Here is a 20458-nt window from a genome sequence, read left to right on the forward strand (position 1 = left end):
ATGGCATACTGCTGTAACACGATGGTATTTAGGGGCTAAAGCCAGCTTTGCAATACGAGTTGAAGGAAGTTTTTGCGATACCGATCGGGTGGTCGGTTGTTAATTCGGGCTCCGGATACAGCCGTTAGAATACGATGATCTTTCGGTCTTTTATGGTGAAGGAAACGCTACCGGTAAACTGGAGCATTTTTAACACATCATTTACATTTTTATATTTGGATATGGTGCCTGAAAACACTTTGCCGTCCATATTACCCTGGTAGGTTACTTCAACATCGTACCACCGCGCAATCTTTCGCATTACCGCTTTAATATCTTCATTATCAAATTGAAAAACTCCATTTTTCCAGGCCACGGCAAGTTCGGTGTTAACTGCTTTTACGTTTAAGCTATTGTCTGCCACTGTTGATTGCTGACCGGGTGATAACATTACAGGTGCATTTCCTTCCCGTTTTTCCCCTTGTTGTAAAACACTCACTTTTACCGCCCCTGTAAGCAAAGTTGTTTTAATATCCTCTTCATCGGTGTAAGCGTTTACATTAAACTTTGTGCCCACAACCTCAATCCGTTGGTGGTTATTCATCACTATAAAAGGCATCTTTTCTGCCTTGCCCGATTTGGTATTTAGCCGCTGAACAGACATGATTTCAAAGTAACCTTCGCCATTTAATTCAACTACGCGTTCATTACCGGTAAATTGCGCGGGATATTTAAGTGATGATGCCGCGTTGAGCCAAACCTTTGATCCATCGGGCAATACAAGTTCATATTGGCCGCCTTTAGGGGTTGTAATGGTATTAAGCAGCGGCCCGGCAGTATTAGCCGTTTTACTATCTGCTTTTGCTTTATCCTCATAAACAAGTACCCCGCTTTTTGTTTTTTTAATGGATATATCGGCTTGTTTGGCAATTTCACCGTTTGAGGCATCTGCCAGGTTTATCTGTACTCCGTTGCTTAAAGTTAAAATAGCCTTGTTGCTTCCGGGTACTATCAATTGCTTTTGGGGCCTGGCAGCGAGTGTTGGAATATGTTTTTGTTTTGTGAAATAATAAAACACCACCGAAATAAATACGAGCGTAACAGCAGCAGCATATAATATGCGTTTGGTGAATAATATATTGCGTTTGGGCGAAATTTGAGAAGGGTTTGACCTTAAGATTTCATCTAACCCTAAATCGAGCGATTTTTGCACATCATCGCTCACTGCGTTATTTAAATTTGCCGCAGGCGGTTGCTGTAACTGTGCTATAATTAAGGCTTTCAGATCGTTATCGAGATCCTTATCTGCAAAAAGGGCTAAAATACGGTCAGCTTCTTCTTCCGAACATTCGTTTTTTAACAGCTTTTCAAATAATGCAGATAGTTCCTGGTCGTTCATTCATCAATGCTTTACCTAAAGACGTACGGCTAAGCAATATGGGGGGATGCTTGTCCGTATCCATCATTTTTGTTACCTGGCCGGCATCGTTTTAGTTAATATAAATATAGAATGAAAACAATTAAACTGGCAACTGATTCCATCTTTTTCGACATGAAGGCTTTAACCAGATACTTTGCCTTGCAAAGATATTCTTTAACCGTGTAGGGAGATATGCCCAGTTGAGCCGCTGTTTCTTTATAACTGCAGCCATCAATTTTGCATAACTGGTAAACGTGTCGTTGTTGCGGCGATAAGCAAGCCATGGCCTGTTCTAAAAGGTCTTTACTTTCGCGGTAGTAAATTGATTCTTCAATATGCGAGTATTCTTCGGTAATGGTTGATTTAAAATGGGCACGCATTTTTTTATCGCTCTCCAGCTTCCGGTAAAAATCGCAAACCAAATTTGATGCCGCGCGGTAAAGGTAGGCCGAAAAATCAGTTTCATAAGAGATGGTTGCCCGTTGCTGCCAGATTCGCGAAAACAGAATCTGTATCATTTCTTCTACCACTTGCTCGTCTTTAACCATTTTAAACATATTGGCATACATTTTACCACTGTACTTTTTGTAAAGCAGGGTAAAAGCAAGCACATTGCCCTGCTTCATTAAGTCGGTCAGTTCAAAATCAGATTTGCTGTTACAAGAGATCATCATTGGCCAAACATTTAAATATGGTGAATTAGCTGATCTTGCTTACAAATTGCGGTGGTGGCAACTAATGGATCCATCTTTTGTTGATAGGTTAATTATTAATTGGTTAATGAAACTTAAATAAATGCTATAACAATATTTACCAATTAAAGCGCCTGCCATTACTTACGTAATGCCCGTATTTGCACAAAACTAAGAACCCCTTACAGGCTACAACTTCATATAGTTATTAATGAAGTTGTTCTTTACAATGGTTAATTTTAATTGGTTATTTCAAAAATCATTTTATTTTTTTTAACAACCCTCCTGAACCCTCTTGTTAACTTTGATGTTACAAAAACTCACAATATCTGATTGGTAAACATTATCAAAAGCATGCATATTTTATAAAAGACATCATGCTTTTAATTTTTTTTCAAAAAAAAGTCATTTATTTTCATCAATAAAACCGCCTCCATAACCCATTAGTTTCTAATTTTTTACTACTTATCGAATATAAAAATCATAAGCCTGTAATACTCTTTTCAAATATTATTTAACGTATAATTATTACTAAATTATTGACAAATTGATTCAAAATCCCTACATTTGTGCCACTCAACAAAAAGCCCGAAAAACAATCAGAATATCGGTCTTTAACCAAGCGAAAGTAGCTCAGTTGGTAGAGCACGACCTTGCCAAGGTCGGGGTCGCGAGTTCGAATCTCGTCTTTCGCTCTTAAATCCCTTTCTCTACGGAGAAGGGATTTTTTGTTTTATGGCCATTCCATCCTCTCTCCCGTACGACCGAACATTTTCAAGCCAAAACCGTTAATGGAAAATGAAACTACTTTTTCAGTTGTCTATCACCTTATTGCTAATTATACCCGTATCAGTAAAAGCTCAAAAAGCTTATAATGCCGTTGCTTATATAGCAAATGTAAAAGGCAAATCTGTAAAACTCATCTTAGCGGATGGTTATTTGGCCGCCTCGAAAATCACGATCAGCAAGGGTAAAATGCAGAAGACAATTGTATTTTTACCTGAAAGCGGCGTGCCGGATGAGGGTGGCAAGCTAAAGTTTATACAAGCGTCTTTACCTTCAGAATATTTTATTGCAGATGGCTTGAAAGAGTCTTTTGAAAATCTCCCTGTAATAATAAAAGCAAGTTACCACACGCAGGGCAGGGTTATAAGCGTTCAATTTAAAAAAAGAGAGCATTAATATGTGTGGCAAATTTGTTAGTCCATATTAAACTGTAGTGATTACCTTAGTGCATCATCATATTTTATGAAGTCTATTTTAAAGATCATATCAACTATTTTATTTTGTGCCCTTTCGCTGGGCGCTTTGGCGCAGGATGCAAATTCACTGGTAAAAGAAGGCATTGAGCTTAACAACGCGCGCAATTACACAGGTGCTATCGAAAAATATAAGGCAGCACTTACGCTCGAGCCTGCCAATATCAATGCTAATTATCAGATAGCTTTCAGTCTGAATGCATTGGGAAAAGGCAGCGATGCCCTGCCCTACCTGCAAAATGTTGTAGAGGGCAATGCATCGGCCAATATCATGGCTGCATCCTACGGCTTAATGGGGAGCATTTACGACAAGCTATCGCAGGCGCAAAAATCTGTTGACAGCTATAAACTGGCCATTAAAGCCGACTCAACTGATCATTCCATGTATTATAACCTCGGGTTGGCCTATTTCCGTAATCGCCAATATGCCGAAGCCGAGCAAAGTGCTATCGCGGCCATCGGCCTAAAACCCGATCACGCGGCCAGCATACGTTTATACGCGCTGGTTACTTTTCATCAAAACAAAAGGATGCCTGCCTTGCTTGCATTATGTCACTTTTTATGGCTCGAACCTACCGGAGCAAAAAACGATGAGGCTTATACCAACCTGCAAAGCATATTAAAAGGAGGTGAATTAAAAGCAGGCCAAACATCGGGCACAGTGAGTGCCGATACACGCGAACTTAACCAGGCCATAACCACTGTCGTAGCCGGTGCAAACAATAAGAAATACCCCACGCCTGCCACATTATTAAGTGAGCAGCTGAAAGCAATATTTGCAGCGGCAGGTAATTTGGCTAAAAAACAAACAGGGGGCAGCCTTTTATATAACAAATTGGTAAATCGCTACTACAAACTGGCGCAAACAGGCAATATGCCCGCGTTTGCCAATTACATTAGCCAGGCTAATGATAAGGGTGCCGCGGCCTTTGTTAAAACGAAATCCGCCTCTATTACCGCGCTTGATGCCTGGGTTAAAGAGCAAGGGGTTTTATAAAAAAATCGATTATTGTATAGCCTTGATCTTGGCTTTCAAAACAGTGGCAGCCCTGGTATAGCCGCCCTCCGCACCATCTACAAAATGGATATGGCCATCCTCCAGATCGCGCACGTAGCACGACATGATAGAGGCGCCGCTTACATGTAATCCATAATAAATGTCGCCTTGTTTTTCCATTCCATCGAGTATGGCCTGTAACCCGGCACGTTGCTCTTTAGTGCCCGATATTACGGTATTGATCTTACCATCTATCACCAGCGTGTCCGACATTTCAACCAGTCGGTTCAGGTAGTCCTTTCCTTTTTCGGTACGGAACCATATGTAACTATACAGGTTAATCGCCCATGTTTTAACCAGCTCGAAGAATTTTATTTCACCCAGGCGAGCACGCATTTCGCTCCCCAGCCTGTTAAAGGTCGATTTAAATTTGAGCTTACCTACCGATATAGGCTGCCGCTTTTTGGCGCTGCCGTAAATATCATCTATCTGCCGCATCACCTCGCAAAACACGGTAGACTGCGCCGCGCTGTTGCGGGCAATAACCAAGAGGGTAACCACTTCATCTTTATTTTCGGGCGGAGGTATTTTATCCCAGCGGCATTGCATGCCGGTAAGGTCGGGTTCTTCAGTAACATCACTATCAAGCCCAAGCATATAACCTTCGCCTTTAATTATACTTTCGGCATAGTTTAACCCATCGCCCAATACAATAGGGATCGGGAAGCTATCGGCCAGGCAAAACTTGCATATCTGAAGCGAATAACCGGCCTCGTATACATCGGCGACCCGCACAGTACCAATACGCAGGTTCAAGCCAAAGTTATCCATAGTTTGCTGCTTATATTGCAACAGCGCGGGCATGGCCTTGTCAACCAGTTCGGGCGGTAATATAAAGGTGGCGCCATCGCCCCCAAAAAAGAACGGAACAGCCATGCCGGCCTTGTAAGCAAGGTTAAGCACAGTGACAATGCTGCCGGTTGCAACCATATTCACGTTTTGGTGCAACCCATCCTGCACGGCAAGGGTTGAACTTTTAATATCAGTAATGATAATGCGCCAGTCGGCAGGTACCTAGTGAAATAGATCAGCCGTAACCAATAGCTCGGTAAGCGGCAATTTACTAACCGGTAGGGCTGCATAAAACTGATCGGTATGGGTTGGCATATAGTGGTATAAACGCTTTGCACCAAAATACTATTTTTATAGCAATATGGTTTTACTGAATGATAATTAACGCTTCCTTCGATGTTAATTCCGTCCCCTACTTTGCTACACCATAAATAGATGAGTGATCTATCAATTTTTAATGGTAAATAGCAATCTATGTTATTACCTAAAAAACCACAGATTAGCAATAAGCCGGTATTATCACATTCTTATCATTGGCAGCATCGGTATCGATATTACAGGTTGGTATTGCTGATTACGTTTGCTACGCTGTTAACGGCCTGTTCCAGCTTAAAAATACCTCACCGGGATGGATTGGTTGACTTGAAAGCGCCGAGGATATTGGGCAGCTACCCTGTGGTAACGCATCAGGAAAATGCCCTAAATCGCCCCTCAAACAATGTAATTTGGAATTACTTTTTGAAAGAACCAGATATTGATTCGACAGAAGTAAAACAGGCGACACATTTTACGCTGGAAATGGCAGACCCTAAAAATGTCAAAGCATCTTTATACAATGGCGAACATTTACTTAAAACACGGCTGGTGAAAGGCAAACTAAAAAACGGTTATTTCAGGTTAAAGCACCGGCTTAAATGGCAAGGCATCCCCATCATTTACTGGGGATTAAGCTCGGAGAAAATACAGTTTGGCATTGGCAGTGAACAGCAGCTATACATTGATCAATCTTCAACCCGTAACGGCGGCATATTAATTATTATTTCGGGCACACCTGATGTTATTGTCAGTTCAACTATACTGCCATACAAATTTTAGTTTAATTCAAAAGTTAAAAGTCAAAATTCAAAAAAAAATTAAAGTGGTGCAGTGATAACACCACGGGTGTTCGGAAGATCAATTTCATAATCCGTCATGCCGAATTTATTTCGGCATCTCATTAGAAAAGTATCTGACAAGCAAAGTGTTTACCTTGCCTGTGGGATGCTGAAACAAGTTCAGCATGACATTTATAAATCTTCCGAACACTTGTAGTGATAACACCGACCACAGGCTGTAATTCAAATATTTTTCGCTCTTTAATCCTGATTCTTAACTCCTGATTCTCCTTTTTAATTTTGAATTTTAACTTTTGAATTAAATTCCTTTGTGACATTTTAGTTATCCGTACGAATAATTGTGTATAAATTGATAAACGCATGTACAACAATGGATACGCTTAACCGAAACGAACTCTTTTTATCGGTAATTGAACAGCATAAGGGATTGATCTACAAGATTGCCAACTCCTTTAAAAAAGACGACGACGATAAAAAAGACCTGATACAGGAGATCATCCTTCAGCTATGGCGGAGCTTTGAGAGTTATGATGCCCGCAGCAAAATATCTACCTGGATGTATCGTGTAGCGCTCAATGTGGCTATCGACTCGTACCGGAAAGAGAAAAAGAAGAACGAGCACATACAGCCGCTCCCCGATAACATTATTGCTTTTAGCGATGCCGGGGATGATGACGACCAAACCAACGTTCAACTCAATCTTTTACAGCAGTTCATCAGCGAATTAAAGGAACTCGACCGTGCGTTGATGCTGCTTTATCTCGAAGAAAAAAGCGGGAAGGAAATAGCGGAAATCTTAGGTCTGTCTGAAACCAACATCCGCACCAAAATAAACCGCATCAAAGAACAACTAAAACAAAGATTTTCAAAAATTAAAGCTTAATACAATGGAAGAACTGGATATAAAACAACTTTGGCACGCGTATGATGCCAAACTGGAAAGATCGCTGCAACTCAATCATAAAATAATTAAGGATATGCAAACCCAAAAGGCCGAAAACAAGATCAACGCGTTCCGCAACCAGTTGATATTGGGGGTAGTGTTGGGTACACTTTGGCTGGTAATTTTAGGCCTCGCCGTGTTTGATCACCTGGGGAATATATACTTTGTTATTTCGGCAAGCTTTATCATCTTCTTTAACCTGTACGCGGTAATAAAATACGCGCAGCATGCAGGTCAGCTATATAATATCGACCTCAACGGTAACATTACCCAGGCACAGGAAAAGCTGGCCGCTATACAACTATCAGGTATTGATGTGGGGCGTATACTCATACTGCAAACGCCCTTTTATTGCACCTTTTGGTATAATGATACGCTTGTTGCCCATGCAGGCACCACCTTTTGGCTGATCCAATTGATAGTGGTATCCTTGTTTATAATACTATCTGTAGCCGCCTATCGCTTGCTCAATTACCGCAAGGCTCGCCGTACCTGGGTGAAAAACTTGATAAAAAGCTTTGGCGGTACGGAGTTAAGTAAGGCTATTGATTTTTTAGATGAAATAGAAGATTACAAGACGGGTATTTAATTCAAAAGTTAAAAATCAAAATTCAAAAATCGACCTCTTAACTACCTTTAAGCATTACGAAGAAAAAGCGGGGCATGTGCGATTCCCTCCCTTGGGAGGGTGGAGGGAGGGGTTTCGTAGCCGTTTATGTAATACTGTAGAAAACCCCTCCCTGCCACCACAGTTCCCAACGCACCCCTCCCCAAGGAGGGAAGTGAAAATTATCCTCAACACCTACGGTGTTATTAGCGACCACAAATTATAACCGCCACTTTTGAATTTTGACTTTTAACTTTTGAATTCCCCTCACCCCAAACCATTACCCTAAACACCTGTTACTTCAACAACCAATACATTGTTTATGAAGTACAGGTTATTGATCATCGCGTTTGTTATATTATTTAGTGCCTGCAAACAAGGCGGCACCGGCACTACTAATACCAAAGAAACACTTAAAAAAAGTTCGCCGCGGGAGCTTTTTCCGGAACTGTTTGAGGCGGTACAATCGTCGGGGATATTTCCGGATAGTAAAACGTTTACCGATTGCACACCTAAACGAAGCCCTGCCGATATAATTAAAGATTACAAGGCGCAAAAAGATAAACCCGGCTTTAAATTAAAGGCCTTTGTGGCGCATAATTTCGGTTTTCCTGCAACCGCTGCAAACAAATACAAAAGCGGAAAGGAAAGTGTTGAAGCACATATTGAACAGCTGTGGGATGTACTCGCCCGAAAGACCGATAAGTACGACGCTTCAAGTTCGCTGATTAGTTTGCCTAACCCGTACATAGTACCGGGCGGGCGTTTCAGGGAAGTATATTACTGGGATTCGTACTTCACCATGCTGGGTCTTAAACAAAGCGGCAGGGTGAGCATGATCGAGTATATGGTAAACAATTTTGCCTGGCTTATTCGTAATTATGGCTTCATTCCTAATGGTAACCGCACTTACTATCTTACGCGTTCGCAGCCACCCTATTTTTCGCTGATGGTGCAGTTGCTGATGCAAAGCAAGCCCAGCAAGGCCGATTCTGTTTTGACCGCCAATAAAGACGCGCTTGAAAAGGAATACCGTTTTTGGATGGACGATAAAAAAGCCAACGTAATGGTATCGGCACACGTAGTGCATTTGCCGGGCGGCGCGGTACTCAACCGCTTTTACGATAGCGGCGACTGGCCCCGTGAAGAAGCCTATACCGAAGATATTGCCACAGCTGCGGCAAGCGGCAGGGCAAAGCCCGAAGTTTACCGCCAGTTACGTTCAGGTGCCGAATCGGGCTGGGATTTTAGTAGCCGCTGGTTTGCCGATGAGGAAACGCTTAAAACCATCAGGACGACCGATATTGTACCTGTAGACCTCAACTGCCTGCTCTATAATCTCGAACTACTGTTAGCCCATGCCACTCAGCTCGATAACAATGAAAAAGCCTGCGGCGATTTTACAGCGAAAGCTGAAAAACGCAAACAGGCCATCATTAAATATTGCTGGGATGCCAAAACCGGCTGGTACCGCGATTATAACTGGAAACAAGCCAAACAAAGCACTCAATTAACACTGGCCGGTGTTTATCCGCTGTTTTTTAAGATTGCATCGCAGGAGCAGTCAGGATTGATGGCTAAAGTATTGCAGAAAAAGTTTTTAAAACCTGGTGGTCTGGTTACTACCCTTGCCTTCACTCATCAGCAATGGGACGCGCCTAATGGCTGGGCACCTTTGCAATGGGTAGCCATTGAAGGGTTAAAGAATTATCAGCAACAGGCTCTATCTAATGAAATTGCATCGCGCTGGAGCCGTACCAATATCAGGGTGTTTAAGCAAACCGGTAAATTGCTGGAAAAATATAACGTTATTGATACCACACTGATAGCGGGCGGCGGCGAATACCCTACACAAGATGGCTTCGGCTGGACGAATGGGGTGCTCATCAGCATACTTAAACAAAAGCCATAAAACAGAAAGCGCCACCGATATAATTACCGGCGGCGCTTTGTTTAAATTGTTAAATTACTTTTTAGCTGTTTGCTTATCGTACAGCATCTTCATAAAATAACCGCCGATAACGCTACGGGCCTGAAAGCCTGTTTGTTTACCGTTAGTAGTTTCGTGCCAGTCGCTTAGTGGTACGCGAGTGCTGGTTTCTAAAGCGTATTTGTATACAGGCTGAACCAATGCTTCAAACTCTTTTTGAGTTGGTGCAAAGGTAGCGGTCCACAATATCCAGTCAGATTTGGTGTATGTTTTGCGGCTATCCAAAGGCAAACCGTATTCGTTTTGCTTGCTCAGGTAGTACTTGGTTTCTGTATCATATACCGATTGCGGGAACAGGTTCAAGCCTAAAACTTTATCCCAAACCAAGTTGTATTTTTGGCTCCAGGTACCTTTATTTTCGAAAGTAAGGGTATAGTGGTCGCCATCGCCTGCCAGTTGCATCCATTTACCAACCATGCCTTTAGCAATTTCGCGGTATTTGGCAGCGGTTTGTTTTTCGCCAAGGGCATCGGCCAGTTGCGCGTAGCAGCCAATACCAACAATAGCTTTAACCGATAAGTTGGCATTACGCGCCAAGTGACCGGCAAAATCGTCGGTACATAACTGGTTAGCCGGGTCAAAACCTTCTTCGGTAAGGTAATTTACCCAGGTGCTCAGGGTTTTCCAGTGTTTGCGGGCATACTCAGGGTTTCCCTGCGCTTTGGCAATAGCCGCCACCAGGATGATCATATTACCCGATTCTTCAACCGGCATACCTTCGCCATAAGTTTGGCCGTTGGCATGCGGATAGGTACCTAAATCGTGTGCCGCGAAGTTCTTATCAAACTTACCACTCTCACTAAAGTAGAAGATACCGTTAAGCATCCCCTGCAACAATTCGGGATTGTAAACGAGGTATAACGGGGCAGACGGATAGGTAACATCAACTGTGTTGATGAAACCACCGCTGAAGTTCTCTTTTGATAACCAAAGAATTTCGCCCTGAGGACTTTTAACCAATTGGTGTGCCGCTATACTTTGACGGTAAGCCAATACGCACAATTCAGCATAATCTTTACCGCCCGATTTTAAAGCTTGGGCATACATGCTTGTGTTAAACGCAGCGCATTTTTGCAATACCGAAGCATAACCGGTAGCAGCTTTGGTAAGCTGGCCCCCAATGGTTTCTTTGCCAGATAAATTCCACCATGGCCTTAAGTTGGTTTTGAAGTATTGGATAGAATAAATATCATCGTACCCTAACTCAATAAATTTAGATACAGGTGCCGCGCCAACCTTTGTAAAAGGCACAACAGTGTTTAACGCCAGCTTTTTGCCTTGTGATGCAGTTGATACTACGCTGCCTTTACGGAAAGCGCCGATAGCCTCTTTCTCAGATGTGATGAACTGGGTAGCACCTGCCGATTTTGGCGCGGCTACATAAACATAACCCCAGTCGATCCGCATATCGTCGCCTTTCTTTTTTAAGATTGGCTGCTCAACACTGCCTGCTTTCAGGATAGAAAGATTGGCGGTAGCATATTTTTTAGCGGTAACCTCCTGCGATGATTTATTAACCGCGATATCAGTTGACGCGCTTAAGTACACCTTAACATTGTGCGTTTTACCATCGTTGGCTTTTACTTTATAGGCGATGTATGAAACCGGCCTTGACAATAAAGACAGGTCATTCATCAGCAATGGCGAAGTAAAAGTCACATCCAGATCAACCTTGCCTGCTTTAAAGCTGTAAATGGTTTGTGTAGCGTTTATGCTTACATTGGTTTCATCTGCTACAGATATTGGTTTATCGGCACTTGGCTTTTCTTTATCAACCAGGCCAATATCGGCACGTGCGCCGCCGCCTGTATTTACTACGTGCATAGCCAATACGTTTTGGCCTGCTTTCAGTTTGGTTTTATCAATCGGGATCAGGCCGTAATCGTTAGTTACACCTACTTTTGAGTAAAGTTCTTCGCCATTTAAAAACACCTCCACATCATCATCATGAGATAGTTTTAAAAGCAGCTTATTGATATCTTCAGTTTTGGCGATAGTGAATGTTCTGCGGAACCAGATATCTTTTGTTTTCCATAAGATCTTGTCCAGCCCTTCGGTATCCCCAATTGGTGATGCGCCTTGTTTCCAGCCTGTTGCCGGGTATTGCGCTGCTTTCCAGTCGCCTTCGGGCTTGGTTTCGGTATAAGTAACCTCGTACAATTTTTCGTCGGATGCAGACAAAATGGTTTTGTAATATTCGGGTTCTTTACCTAAAAAGCGGTAAATGGTGCCGTCAACATTAATTAAACCGATAAGCGATTGGTTTGAGCCTGTCCAGTGTGTAGTAGTAGCATCGGTAAGCTTGTTGGCGGTTGACCAGATACTGAAATACGGGTTGTGCGTAATTAAAGGATAGGCCGGTGCCTTGCGGTCCTGACCCGAGGCATAATGAAAACTTGTTAGGAATAATGCAATCCCGAATAGCAGGTTTTTTCTCATGAATGTGAAAATTTTAAATTTTGGTTAATTGTATTGTCGAATTATGGCATCAATGCACTATTGTTTTACACTGCACAGAATAATCCATTAAATAAACACAATTTAATGCTAAAAGCATTTATTATTTTCAATTATTATAGATGATGCCCGAAGATGCGAAGCCATTTCAACCTACAAAACAAAACCTTTATCTATACCTTTACCCAATATGATACGACAGGCAACACCTACCGACGCGCCTCACATAGCACGCTTAATTATACAGGCCATGGGCGAGCTGGCTGCTAAGTTTATCAATGCCAATGACCCAAACGAAGCTATCCCCGTGTTTGAACATTTCGCCGGGATAGCGGGCAATCAATATAGCTATGAGAATACATTGGTTTACGAAGATGCGGCAGGTGTACACGGCATCATCAATGGTTATAATGGCGCCGATCTGGAAGTATTACGCGCGCCTTTCCTGCAGCATATTCGTTCTGTTTACGGTTTTTCAGTCCAACCCGAAAATGAAACCGAAGCCGGTGAATTTTATATAGACTGCCTGAGTGTAGACCCAAACCAACAGGGAAAAGGCATAGGCAAACAGCTGATAGCCGCATTGGTACAACAACACCAAAACCTGCCCATCGGTTTACTGGTAAGCCACGACAATCCCTTAGCCGAAAAATTATACACCGGCCTCGGCTTTAAGGTAGTTGGCCAAAAGCCACTGTTAGGCGGCATGTATAAACACATGCAATACCGGCATGAGCACCAGCCTGTTTAGGCTATTTCTTTTAGGAAAATATTTTCAATAAGATCGGTTTGCTCGGTATAGATAGATTTTTTGCGGGTGGCGAAGTACAACATGTTCTCTATCTTTTTATCTCCTTCCCATAGTATTTTAATAGCCCCGGCATCAAGCTCCCGTTTGGACAGGAAATCGGGTACTACGGCTACTCCCTTGCCTGCGCTTAAGCACCTGATGATAGAGCACATATTGGGCACAATGAAGTTCGGCTTAAAATCGGGCCGTTTACCAAAGTTGGAGAACCAAAAATTGCGCAGGTGTTCCATATCGCCGGCGGTACCATACCAGCGTTGTTCCTTTAGCCAGGCTTGCATCCCGGCTATATCCTGCTGCTGGTGCAGCTTGTTAAACCCGGACACAGGCGTTTGCGAACCGGTAACAACCACTATTTTTTCTTTAAAAAACGGCTTGTACAGCAAATTCTTATAGTCGCCTTTTTGCGGTGTAATGATCAGATCGAGGATACCATTATCCAGATCGGCAAGCATTTCGGGGTATTCGCCAAATTTGATAATTACGTTGAAGGGCAGTGTTGGCAAATAGGATTCAAGCGTGAACTGAAAAGTTTCAAAGCACATGCCAATACTGATGGTCGGTACATCCTTCTCGGTGCTTTTATGGAAATGTTTTTCGGCATCTTCGAGGCGGCAAACCGCTTCCTGCACATAATTATACAGTATTTTACCTCGCTCGGTTGATACCATTTTGCGCGAAGCCCTGTCGAAAAGTTTATAACCCACATAGGCCTCCAGCGAACTTAAATGCAGGCTTACCCCCGGCTGCGATATAAACAGGCTTTCGGCCGCGCCGGTTAGCGAACCTGTTTCATATATCGCCTTAAACGTACGGAACCATTCAAAATTTACCATTTTCTTATCGTCATAATTATGATACAAATGTATAATTTATATTATTTTAATAATGCAATAAAGCGAAGTAATTTTGATGCACAATAAAAGAGAAACATATAATGAAAAAAATATTTGTAATAAACGGCGGCCAGGTGTTCGGGCATTCAGGTGGTAAATTCAATAAAACCTTGCTCGATATCACTACCAGTTTTTTTGCCGACAGACCGGAGTTTGAAGTGCGTGCAACAGACGTGAACGACGATTACGATCCGAAACAAGAGGTTGAAAATTATAAATGGGCCGATATGATCATTTACCATACGCCTATCTGGTGGTTCCAGGTGCCGCACGATTTTAAGAAATATATCGACGTGGTATTTACCGAAGGCCATCAAAACGGTATTTACCGCAGCGACGGCCGTTCATCAGCCAACCCGGCTATTAATTACGGTACAGGCGGTTTGCTGCATGGCAAAAAATACATGGTAACTTCATCGTGGAACGCGCCTAAAGAAGCATTTACCCTGCCGGGCGAGTTTTTTAAAGAAACTAACGTTGACGATGGCATACTGTTCGGTTTTCACCGCATGAATGCTTTTACCGGCATGCAGCCACTGCAAAGCATTCATTTTCATGATGTGATGAAAGCCAGCAACGTACCTGCCGAACTTGATCGTTACAAGGCACATTTAAACACTATATTTACTCCAAACAACATACATAATGAGCATTTACTTAACAGCGTTAGTGAAGTGTAAACCGGGTACCACAGCCCAAATGAAAGGTTATTTACAGCAATTGGTAGCCGCCTCAACACAAGAAGCCGCCTGCCTGCAATACGAGCTGTATCAATCTACCGAGGATGAAACACAATTCATTTTCCACGAAACATGGGCCGATCAGCCGGGCCTTGATCTTCATAACGGCCAGCCGCATTTGCAAACCTTTAAACAGCAAATTGCCGATATTATAGATGGTACCGTAACCGTTTATAAAACCGACAGAGCAGCTTAACTAAATATAAAATAACAAAGCCCGGTTACTCAAAGTACCGGGCTTTGTTATTAGCTTGCATTGGTTAACTTATATGGTTAAAATTGCTTAACACAAACCGAACTATTGGCATGGCTAACGATAAATCGTCGCACATACTCAACGCGTCATCAAACTTACTGGGATTATGCTTTGTGGTGCTTACTTCACTAAAATTTTTAAAGGTTGATCAACGCACCTTTATCGACGAAACGGTAACCTTCGCCCTCATTTTTTTTATGTTGAGCTGTATCCTGTCATTCCTTTCCATACGTGGTAGCCTCAAGCCCGGTGGCAGGCTCGAAGCCATTGCCGATTACCTGTTCCTGGCCGGCATGTGCGTGCTGTTTATTACCGCTATTTTAATATTATTCAACGTAATAGCGTAACCGGCAATCCATTAATTCAAGGCAGCATCACCCTCCAACAAAACAAACGACAATTCGCATATGAATACTTTGCAAAACGTCATGATACTGCCCCTTGCCGATGCTTCGCTTACACGGTTGGCAAACAGGGTTTGAAATTGCTGTAATATAGCGCACCTGTCTTCGGCGTTCATGCCTTTCCATATTTCGAGTGCCAGTTTAAGCCGTGCAAAGTCAACGCTGCCATCGTCTTCATCGGGCAAAATATTGGTGGTTAGCTGCATCTCGCATGCATTAGGCAAGGCATCCTGCGCTGCCATGTCAATATATTGAGTAATGTAATTACGGTTAAACAATTCGGTGAGCCTGCGGCGCAAACGCTCTTTAACACACAAACCCGGATAAAGCCCGCCTTTAACTGTATATAAATTGGTATTGTAAAATTGTGCCATCGGTAGGTATTAGTTTATCATGTTTTTGGATGTGGTATAAATAAAGTCGGCAAGTAGCAGCCCTTTTGAACCATCAGGGGTTTCAATGGTATGTATATATTTAAAGGTGCGGGTAAACTGGTCGTAAGCCTGATCTATAACGATAATGTTCAATTCGTCCATTCCAAATTTCTCCTTGTTTTGAATGCACAGAAAGCTTTGCCCGCGCAAGGGTAAAAAATCGTGTATGTAACCTTTGTCGTGCAGATCGATAACCCGCCGGGTTAAAATGCTGTTCAGCTTAATGATGTAGTCGCGTTTTGTTTTCATAATTGTGAAGTGCTTGATTAGCACACACATACCAAACAATAAGCCAAAATCACAACTATTTATATATCAAATAGTTAACACAAATAACGTTTTATAGCAGTAACGGTATTTCGTTAGATCACGGAAACCTGCACGAAATACAACAGAATTACATAACGCGCTAATTATTAATATGTTAAAAACACTTCTAAAAGCTAAAAATAACGTAAATGCTGATAATCAGCAGTTTCGATATATCGTCCATTTATTTCGTAGAACTACGAAATAAAGATACTTGCAAAAATGCCCAATGTTTTAATTTACTGACAGACAACCATTTAATCAATTGGCACGTGTTATGTCTATGGGATGACATAATCATATCAACAATAAAATCAAACTATCATGAAAGCAATCATCTCAACCAAAACAAGTAAGCATAGCACAGGCAATTGGCTAAATATAATAACAAGTAACATACTGAATGTGAGGCCGCAACTGAATACGGGCAATAGCATATCAACCATTAATAACAACGGGTTACCGGTTATTACCAAAGGCCAAACCGACTTTATAAAAGGCAAGCTGATGCTGGCTTACTTATATGCAATAGAAATACTTTATATCATTTACCGATAATTAACACCAACCCAATCAACCTCAAAACAATCACCCATTATGGAAATCTTAGTTTACACAATCACCCGCGCCGTACTGTTTTGCTGCTTATTAGTACTCATTTACGTAATTGTACCACAAAACGCCTCGCTTGATAAGCTTGATGAATGGGAATAATTGTGGCGAAATCTGCAGATCGATCATCTTGTATAGGCAATTTATATCGTAACATTTTGGGAATGACTATCGTATAACATGCGTTACCACACCTTTCCCTTATTTGTTTGCATAAGATATATTGTACCCCTATATAACCCATGAAAAGATCTGCCGGCGCGGATCTTTTTCTATTTGTAGGATATTTAGACCTGAATTAAAAAAATCGGTGTGGTGATAACACCAACGGTGGGCTATAAATACTCTTTGCTACTTTTTATCCAGGTAATCAGGTGGATAAAGCTTTTGACCATATTTTTCGGCTATTGCCTGTAGCTTTTTCATGGCTTCGGCATCCATTGGCGGCGGTGGCAAAATTTCACCATAGGTAATGGGCTGCCCAATTTCCAGAAAGAAATTCTCCAACCCCGCAGGTACTACGGTACATAATAATCGGGCGTTCTTGTCGGCCTTGTTTTTAAAACAATGCACCATGCCCCCGGTAGGGATATTTACATAAGCCCCGGTTTGGGCAGTATAAGTAAGTGTTTCTGTTTTCACCTCAACCTCCCCTTCCAGAATGTAGAACGCTTCCTGAAAACCGGCATGAGCATGTGGCGTTGGTCCGCCACCCGGCGGCACCAGCATTTCAATTACCGCGTAGGCACCCGCAGTTTGCTCACCACTAATAACAATGCGATAAGCGCCGCCGGCAATTGATACACTTTGCCCCTCATGTGCACCTACGGTAGTAAGCACGCTAATTGAATTTTCCATATCGGATGATTAATGTGATGTAAACTTAAGCCAGCCAGTGCGGTATAATTAGTCGGCACAGATTTTAAAACAGCCGGATTGGGCAAAAGTTTAACCTGTAAAAATAATTAGCCGGGTGTGGGATGATCTGCGGAGTTTTTGTAGACCCGTGTAAACCCTTAGTGCATAATTCAAAAAGACGATATAAAGTTGGGCGTATCCCTACAGGTCGGGCTATCCGCTCATACGGCACAGGCATTAGGCGCAAGGCCGGTATCCGCTATTATCCCTTACGCGGGGGAAGGAAGTCGTGATATTAAAGATGCGGTGTGGTGATAACACCAATCCCAAGCTGTAATTAAAAATATTACAGGTAATCTTTATATTTGTTTAGATGAAAAAAGTCAATAAAAAATTACCTGTTAGTGTCCTGAAAGAACTTAAAGAATTTGTTAATCCTAAACTTTCAGAAACCGACAAGTTATTTTGTGTTATTGATTCCGAAGATTATTTATTTAAAACAGTTGATATTGATCAGACATCTGATTTTTATTATACAATTGAAGAATACAGTACTCAAAATGGTTATTTGTTAAGCTACAAACCCATGAATCAGAATGAGGTGGGTGTAAATAGATTATATGTTAAAGCTGACAAACTATCATTCTATTTTAAAATTTGGCATGACTGCTTGATTGCTTATGCGGAATTGGAAGAAGATCAAGACCCTTTCTTAACAAATCTCGAAAATCAATTTTTGGATGGATTTAACTTAAGTGACGAATCAAAGAATGAACCTTTAAAGTTGAATCAAATTTATTATTTAGAAGAAAGTTTAACGAAAATTGAAAATGAAATAGGCCACTATGTAACTCCAGAAACCGCTCCTAACATAACAGAGATTATCGAAGATGTTGAACATTTAAAAAGTCAGTTAGGCAGAAAGAGTCAGGAGTGGGTTGCTAAAAAACTTGCCAATATTTTAGCCAAAATCACGAAAGAGGGGCCGGATATTTTGAAAGGAATTTTCAAAGAAACGGGTAAGCAGATCATGATACAAGGTATTAAGTTTTTGTTGGAAAATGGAAACATGTTAATTAATTAACTACTATAATAAGGTACATTTTATTCTTAATTCTTATCGCTTTTCGCGTTAAGGATTGAAGTGGGTACCGGCCTTAGCGCTTAAGGCCTGAAGGCGTATGAACGTAAAGCCTGACCCGACGAAGGAGGGTAACGCCCATCTATTAAATCAAAGATTAAAAAATTGCGGTATTGAAATTTCAAGTTAATAGCGCTGCCAACTACCGTAAAAATGGAACAACTTGGGGACTGTCAGAATTATTTTAACGCGTAGAGATTGCTTCGTTCCTCGCAATGACGAGTTTTCAAAAATGCTTACAAATGGGTTCATCCTGAGCCTGTCGAAGGATCGTGCGCAGAGGCTATCACCCACGTATCCTTCGACAAGCTACCCATGACATGTTTGTAAGTAATTGATTATCAAATATATTTTTCACATGTCATTGAACCCTTAGAGGCCACGGATTTTAAAACTCAGGCTGACAGTCCTACGTAAAAAACCCCAAACCTTCTCCCCTATGGAAAGAAAATTTGGGATCATATATTTTCTTAAATCCTGAATCTCTATTCTTGTATCTAAACCGACTACGCCGATGCTACCAGCTTGCTTACGCTGCGGTAAACGTAGTTGTTGAAGATATGCCTGCGGGCGAAACGGCCGGGTGAATCGGCGTTGATGAGCTTTACATAGATGGCTTTTGGCACGTCGAAATATTCATATTCGTTGCCATCGGCAAAGCTAACTTTAAGCACTTGTGATTTGTATTCAAAATCAACCATGGCCGATGCGGTTGTGGTCGCGGTGTATTCGGTGATAGACTGGGCACGGGTTTCGGGAGCAATACTCACCAAAAAGTGATAGGCTTCGATAATAGTCTTACTTTTTTCTTCGGCAGCTAACTTGCTTTCTTCGCTTTCCTGAAATTTATCGGGGTGCCAGGCTTTCATCAAACCACGGTATACCGATTTTAGTTCCTGTAGTTCGGCGGCTTCGTTAACGCCCAATAATTTCCTGTAGTCTACTATCTTTTTCATGCTTTCGTTCGTTTTATGTTATTACGTAAAAAGATGAAAGCCTTGATATTAAGCCCAATCTCCCCCCGAAAATAATTTTGCAAAGGTACGCTTTATACACCACAATTTTAAGCACCGGTTCACTATTATCAATTTGATAATATCCGCTTAAAATTTAGCGCCATTGGTAATTGCAATACACGGTGCAGATACAAAACTTTTATATGTATAAATACCTCAAGCTTTAAAACCTGCAATTTTTACACTATATAATTAACACAATAAAATATACTTGTAATACAATTAATTATACCACCATAAACCCAAACTGACAATAATCTGACAATAAAATATAATATCTATAGATTTAGTAGAATATATATTATATATTTGCAGCGTCAATCGTTCTTATACATCATTTAATTATCCAGAAAGACGGAGGGAAAGGCCCTGTGATGTCTTAGCAACCTGTACGCCATTGGTATAAAGGTGCTAATTCCTATCTGCCCCGTGGCAGAAAAGATAATGTTAACTCTGCAAACTGTTTGCGCTACAAGCAAGCATCTCAGCTTATCTCCGGCAATCTGTATAATTAATTAAAAATTTTATTTCTGTTCATCCATAATTGGGTGCGCCGCATTAGTTAATAATAACAAGCATATTCCCCACTATTAATATAACAAATAAGTAAATGAAAAAACGAAGTACTCACTTAAGTTTACCTACCTTAAAAACCACATCTAACGGTGCCTTA

At 41.6% G+C, this 20458-nt stretch carries 19 protein-coding genes, 1 tRNA gene, 2 pseudogenes and 1 riboswitch; of the genes and pseudogenes, 13 read left to right on the forward strand and 9 right to left on the reverse strand.

Annotation, left to right across the window (positions count from 1 at the left end; all coding sequences use genetic code 11):
* Positions 1–124 precede the first annotated feature (124 nt).
* Positions 125–1378 (reverse strand): FecR family protein, encoded by a 1254-nt coding sequence (locus ABD894_RS05470; RefSeq protein WP_345209983.1) that lies wholly within the window; start codon positions 1376–1378, stop codon positions 125–127.
* Between the two features lie 95 nt (positions 1379–1473).
* On the reverse strand, positions 1474–2073 hold the full coding sequence (locus ABD894_RS05475; RefSeq protein WP_345209984.1) for an RNA polymerase sigma factor: 600 nt from the start codon (positions 2071–2073) through the stop codon (positions 1474–1476).
* A 640-nt stretch (positions 2074–2713) separates the two neighbouring features.
* Between ABD894_RS05475 and ABD894_RS05480 the strand changes: the two genes are divergently transcribed.
* From ABD894_RS05480 to ABD894_RS05490, 3 genes are all read left to right on the forward strand, one after another.
* Positions 2714–2786: transfer RNA gene (locus ABD894_RS05480), tRNA-Gly, on the forward strand.
* Positions 2787–2889: 103 nt separating this feature from the next.
* On the forward strand, positions 2890–3273 hold the full coding sequence (locus ABD894_RS05485) for a hypothetical protein (RefSeq protein ID WP_345209985.1): 384 nt from the start codon (positions 2890–2892) through the stop codon (positions 3271–3273).
* 66 nt (positions 3274–3339) lie between these two features.
* A complete protein-coding gene (locus ABD894_RS05490) occupies positions 3340–4347 on the forward strand; it encodes a tetratricopeptide repeat protein (RefSeq protein WP_345209986.1) in 1008 nt (335 codons plus the stop codon).
* A gap of 9 nt (positions 4348–4356) precedes the next feature.
* Here ABD894_RS05490 and ABD894_RS05495 read toward each other — a convergent pair.
* Positions 4357–5409, reverse strand: a pseudogene (locus tag ABD894_RS05495) (DUF3095 family protein); the annotation flags it as partial.
* A 357-nt stretch (positions 5410–5766) separates the two neighbouring features.
* Here ABD894_RS05495 and ABD894_RS05500 point away from each other — a divergent pair.
* The 4 genes and pseudogenes from ABD894_RS05500 to treF form a co-directional block, all read left to right on the forward strand.
* Positions 5767–6294, forward strand: coding sequence for a hypothetical protein (locus ABD894_RS05500; protein WP_345209987.1), 528 nt, complete (start codon positions 5767–5769; stop codon positions 6292–6294).
* 390 nt (positions 6295–6684) lie between these two features.
* Complete coding sequence (locus ABD894_RS05505; RefSeq protein WP_345209988.1) at positions 6685–7197, forward strand: RNA polymerase sigma factor; 513 nt, start codon at positions 6685–6687, stop codon at positions 7195–7197.
* A gap of 4 nt (positions 7198–7201) precedes the next feature.
* Positions 7202–7846, forward strand: a complete 645-nt coding sequence (locus tag ABD894_RS05510) for a hypothetical protein (RefSeq protein WP_345209989.1) — start codon at positions 7202–7204, stop codon at positions 7844–7846.
* A 325-nt stretch (positions 7847–8171) separates the two neighbouring features.
* Positions 8172–9776: pseudogene (treF, locus tag ABD894_RS05515) on the forward strand (alpha,alpha-trehalase TreF); the annotation flags it as partial.
* A 54-nt stretch (positions 9777–9830) separates the two neighbouring features.
* Here treF and ABD894_RS05520 read toward each other — a convergent pair.
* A complete protein-coding gene (locus tag ABD894_RS05520) occupies positions 9831–12293 on the reverse strand; it encodes a glutaminase family protein (RefSeq protein WP_345209990.1) in 2463 nt (820 codons plus the stop codon).
* A gap of 208 nt (positions 12294–12501) precedes the next feature.
* Here ABD894_RS05520 and ABD894_RS05525 point away from each other — a divergent pair, with 208 nt between their 5' ends.
* On the forward strand, positions 12502–13062 hold the full coding sequence (locus ABD894_RS05525; protein ID WP_345209991.1) for a GNAT family N-acetyltransferase: 561 nt from the start codon (positions 12502–12504) through the stop codon (positions 13060–13062).
* Here the strand turns inward: ABD894_RS05525 and ABD894_RS05530 are convergent.
* Entirely contained in the window at positions 13059–13955 is an 897-nt protein-coding gene (locus tag ABD894_RS05530) for a LysR family transcriptional regulator (RefSeq protein ID WP_345209992.1), read from the reverse strand. The two genes, ABD894_RS05525 and ABD894_RS05530, sit on opposite strands and share 4 nt — an antisense overlap.
* 101 nt (positions 13956–14056) lie before the next feature.
* On the opposite strand from ABD894_RS05530, the gene ABD894_RS05535 reads away from it, so the two are divergent.
* The 3 genes from ABD894_RS05535 (at position 14057) to ABD894_RS05545 (ending at position 15358) form a co-directional block, all read left to right on the forward strand.
* Positions 14057–14695, forward strand: coding sequence for an NAD(P)H-dependent oxidoreductase (locus tag ABD894_RS05535; RefSeq protein ID WP_345209993.1), 639 nt, complete (start codon positions 14057–14059; stop codon positions 14693–14695).
* On the forward strand, positions 14661–14951 hold the full coding sequence (locus ABD894_RS05540; RefSeq protein WP_345209994.1) for a putative quinol monooxygenase: 291 nt from the start codon (positions 14661–14663) through the stop codon (positions 14949–14951). The genes ABD894_RS05535 and ABD894_RS05540 overlap by 35 nt, the downstream gene beginning before the upstream one ends.
* Positions 14952–15061: 110 nt before the next feature.
* Entirely contained in the window at positions 15062–15358 is a 297-nt protein-coding gene (locus ABD894_RS05545) for a hypothetical protein (RefSeq protein ID WP_345209995.1), read from the forward strand.
* 11 nt (positions 15359–15369) lie between these two features.
* Here the strand turns inward: ABD894_RS05545 and ABD894_RS05550 are convergent, their stop codons facing one another.
* Together ABD894_RS05550 and ABD894_RS05555 are read right to left on the reverse strand one after the other, a co-directional pair.
* A complete protein-coding gene (locus ABD894_RS05550) occupies positions 15370–15789 on the reverse strand; it encodes a hypothetical protein (protein ID WP_345209996.1) in 420 nt (139 codons plus the stop codon).
* Between the two features lie 9 nt (positions 15790–15798).
* Positions 15799–16098 (reverse strand): hypothetical protein, encoded by a 300-nt coding sequence (locus ABD894_RS05555; protein WP_345209997.1) that lies wholly within the window; start codon positions 16096–16098, stop codon positions 15799–15801.
* 384 nt (positions 16099–16482) lie between these two features.
* Between ABD894_RS05555 and ABD894_RS05560 the strand changes: the two genes are divergently transcribed.
* Positions 16483–16716 (forward strand): hypothetical protein, encoded by a 234-nt coding sequence (locus ABD894_RS05560; RefSeq protein WP_345209998.1) that lies wholly within the window; start codon positions 16483–16485, stop codon positions 16714–16716.
* A 405-nt stretch (positions 16717–17121) separates the two neighbouring features.
* Here the strand turns inward: ABD894_RS05560 and ABD894_RS05565 are convergent, their stop codons facing one another.
* Entirely contained in the window at positions 17122–17628 is a 507-nt protein-coding gene (locus tag ABD894_RS05565; RefSeq protein WP_345209999.1) for a cupin domain-containing protein, read from the reverse strand.
* Positions 17629–18001: 373 nt separating this feature from the next.
* Here ABD894_RS05565 and ABD894_RS05570 point away from each other — a divergent pair, with 373 nt between their 5' ends.
* The gene (locus tag ABD894_RS05570) at positions 18002–18712 is read left to right on the forward strand and encodes a hypothetical protein (RefSeq protein WP_345210000.1); all 711 of its coding nucleotides are present in this window, start codon (positions 18002–18004) and stop codon (positions 18710–18712) included.
* Between the two features lie 563 nt (positions 18713–19275).
* Here the strand turns inward: ABD894_RS05570 and ABD894_RS05575 are convergent.
* Positions 19276–19725, reverse strand: a complete 450-nt coding sequence (locus ABD894_RS05575) for a KTSC domain-containing protein (RefSeq protein WP_345210001.1) — start codon at positions 19723–19725, stop codon at positions 19276–19278.
* Between the two features lie 399 nt (positions 19726–20124).
* Positions 20125–20233: riboswitch (SAM riboswitch) on the forward strand.
* Positions 20234–20458 lie beyond the last annotated feature (225 nt).

The sequence above is a fragment of the Mucilaginibacter gynuensis genome (assembly GCF_039541195.1).
GTDB lineage: Bacteria > Bacteroidota > Bacteroidia > Sphingobacteriales > Sphingobacteriaceae > Mucilaginibacter > Mucilaginibacter gynuensis.

Coding starts and splice junctions, on each gene's coding strand:
- ABD894_RS05470 (WP_345209983.1), bottom strand. CDS start 1,378: ATGAACGACCAGGAACTATCTGCATTATTTGAAAAGCTGTTAAAAAAC.
- ABD894_RS05475 (WP_345209984.1), bottom strand. CDS start 2,073: ATGATGATCTCTTGTAACAGCAAATCTGATTTTGAACTGACCGACTTA.
- ABD894_RS05485 (WP_345209985.1), top strand. CDS start 2,890: ATGAAACTACTTTTTCAGTTGTCTATCACCTTATTGCTAATTATACCC.
- ABD894_RS05490 (WP_345209986.1), top strand. CDS start 3,340: ATGAAGTCTATTTTAAAGATCATATCAACTATTTTATTTTGTGCCCTT.
- ABD894_RS05505 (WP_345209988.1), top strand. CDS start 6,685: ATGGATACGCTTAACCGAAACGAACTCTTTTTATCGGTAATTGAACAG.
- ABD894_RS05510 (WP_345209989.1), top strand. CDS start 7,202: ATGGAAGAACTGGATATAAAACAACTTTGGCACGCGTATGATGCCAAA.
- ABD894_RS05520 (WP_345209990.1), bottom strand. CDS start 12,293: ATGAGAAAAAACCTGCTATTCGGGATTGCATTATTCCTAACAAGTTTT.
- ABD894_RS05525 (WP_345209991.1), top strand. CDS start 12,502: ATGATACGACAGGCAACACCTACCGACGCGCCTCACATAGCACGCTTA.
- ABD894_RS05530 (WP_345209992.1), bottom strand. CDS start 13,955: ATGGTAAATTTTGAATGGTTCCGTACGTTTAAGGCGATATATGAAACA.
- ABD894_RS05535 (WP_345209993.1), top strand. CDS start 14,057: ATGAAAAAAATATTTGTAATAAACGGCGGCCAGGTGTTCGGGCATTCA.
- ABD894_RS05540 (WP_345209994.1), top strand. CDS start 14,661: ATGAGCATTTACTTAACAGCGTTAGTGAAGTGTAAACCGGGTACCACA.
- ABD894_RS05545 (WP_345209995.1), top strand. CDS start 15,062: ATGGCTAACGATAAATCGTCGCACATACTCAACGCGTCATCAAACTTA.
- ABD894_RS05550 (WP_345209996.1), bottom strand. CDS start 15,789: ATGGCACAATTTTACAATACCAATTTATATACAGTTAAAGGCGGGCTT.
- ABD894_RS05555 (WP_345209997.1), bottom strand. CDS start 16,098: ATGAAAACAAAACGCGACTACATCATTAAGCTGAACAGCATTTTAACC.
- ABD894_RS05560 (WP_345209998.1), top strand. CDS start 16,483: ATGAAAGCAATCATCTCAACCAAAACAAGTAAGCATAGCACAGGCAAT.
- ABD894_RS05565 (WP_345209999.1), bottom strand. CDS start 17,628: ATGGAAAATTCAATTAGCGTGCTTACTACCGTAGGTGCACATGAGGGG.
- ABD894_RS05570 (WP_345210000.1), top strand. CDS start 18,002: ATGAAAAAAGTCAATAAAAAATTACCTGTTAGTGTCCTGAAAGAACTT.
- ABD894_RS05575 (WP_345210001.1), bottom strand. CDS start 19,725: ATGAAAAAGATAGTAGACTACAGGAAATTATTGGGCGTTAACGAAGCC.